This window comes from Micromonospora gifhornensis, from assembly GCF_016863515.1.
In the GTDB taxonomy this organism is placed as follows: domain Bacteria; phylum Actinomycetota; class Actinomycetes; order Mycobacteriales; family Micromonosporaceae; genus Micromonospora; species Micromonospora gifhornensis.
The window spans coordinates 1-1,392 of record NZ_BOPA01000098.1 but is presented as its reverse complement, the minus strand read 5'-3'; the positions used below and the strand labels follow the sequence as shown (position 1 = coordinate 1,392).

Below are 1,392 nucleotides of genomic sequence, written 5' to 3'. Positions count from 1 at the left end.
ACTGCGGCAGTATTCCAATCCCGCCGCCTCGGATCTGCACTGATGGTGCGGTGGCTGATCGACGGGATGCTCGATCATGTGGCCGCTGGGTCGGACAGGTTGTCAGCGCCCGCCGCGCTCGGGTGGTTCGTCAAAGGCCAGTGTCATCGTGCTGTGGTACGCGCGGGACTGGGCACTCTCGCTTTGTTCGTCAAGGGGCTCTGTCTCGGTCGTCCACACCTTTACCGCCCGATACGCGAACCCGTCCTGCGCCATCGGCTCGGCGATGAAGGAGACCCCCTGTCCGGCAGCAAGCTGCCGGTACCCGTTCATGGCGATAGCCGAAAAATGGACCCAACACCCGCCGGGAACCTCGGCCCCATCGATGACACCCCAGCCTTCATCGCCGTGATAGATCCGAACGACTCCTGAGCCTGCCACCCGAATATTCTGCCCGGTGCCCGCGAGCATCGATCAGCTCGGCGGCCTGCGGTAGATTCGCCGCTGCGACGGCCGGCAACGGGGAGGGTCAGCGGGGGGATGGACGCCAGTACCGAGGAACTGCGGGACGCGCACAACGTGCTGTCGGAGTGGTACGCGGAGAACCTGGTAGGGGTGCTGGAGAGCATGCCGGTCGAACGCGCGATGCTCGACCTGTTCGCCGAGCTGACCTTGACCGTGGGCGCGGAGGTCGCGGACGTGGGCTGCGGCACCGGACGACTTCTTCCGTACCTCGCGGACCGGGGCCTGTCGCCGCGCGGGGTGGATCTGTCGCCAGGGATGGTGGAGGTGGCGCGGCGGGAGCATCCGGGTTTCGGGTACGCGGTCGCCGATCTGCGGGAGTTACCGTTTGGGGATGCGTCGCTGGCCGGGGTGGTGTGCTGGTATTCGTTGATCTTCCTGGCACCGGACGCCCGGGTACGGGCGTTCGCCGAACTGGCCCGGGTCGTGCGGCCGGGCGGCTACCTGGTGGCGGCGTTCAAGCACGGCGACGGGACAGGGCATCGCAACAGTCCTGGTAGCCGCGTCGGCAGTCTCGGCATCGACTTCGATCGGTACTGGCTCTCGGCCCGGGAGATGGAGGACCGCTTCACCGCCGCTGGCTTCGCCCTGGTTTTCCAGGGCGAAACCCCACCCGAAGACGCGGAGCCCCGGTACGGGTACATGCTGGTCCGCAAGACCGGCTCCACGAACGCGTAGGGTGCGGATTTGCTGCCGGCCGGGCGCGCGATACGTGACAGGATGCCGGGGTACGTCGAACGGTCGGTGGGGCCGACGGGCGGATGTCCGCGCCCAAGGGGCCTACCACTTATCTGCGCCGCACGTCGCGGCGCCGCTCAGGGCTTTGCCGATGACAGTGTGTCTGAGCTCGACTGAAGATCGCTGTGCGGCAGTCGCGGGTGACCGGACTAA

The 1,392-nt window shown here is 67.3% G+C and carries 2 protein-coding genes; one reads left to right on the top strand and one right to left on the bottom strand.

Translation table 11 applies throughout. The annotated features are described in order from the left end of the window. Positions 1-102: 102 nt before the first annotated feature. Complete coding sequence (locus tag Vgi01_RS30275; RefSeq protein ID WP_204293339.1) at positions 103-450, bottom strand: cold shock domain-containing protein; 348 nt, start codon at positions 448-450, stop codon at positions 103-105. Between the two features lie 69 nt (positions 451-519). Between Vgi01_RS30275 and Vgi01_RS30270 the strand changes: the two genes are divergently transcribed. Further along, on the top strand, positions 520-1,179 hold the full coding sequence (locus Vgi01_RS30270) for a class I SAM-dependent methyltransferase (RefSeq protein ID WP_126713176.1): 660 nt from the start codon (positions 520-522) through the stop codon (positions 1,177-1,179). The last annotated feature ends 213 nt before the right edge of the window (positions 1,180-1,392 follow it).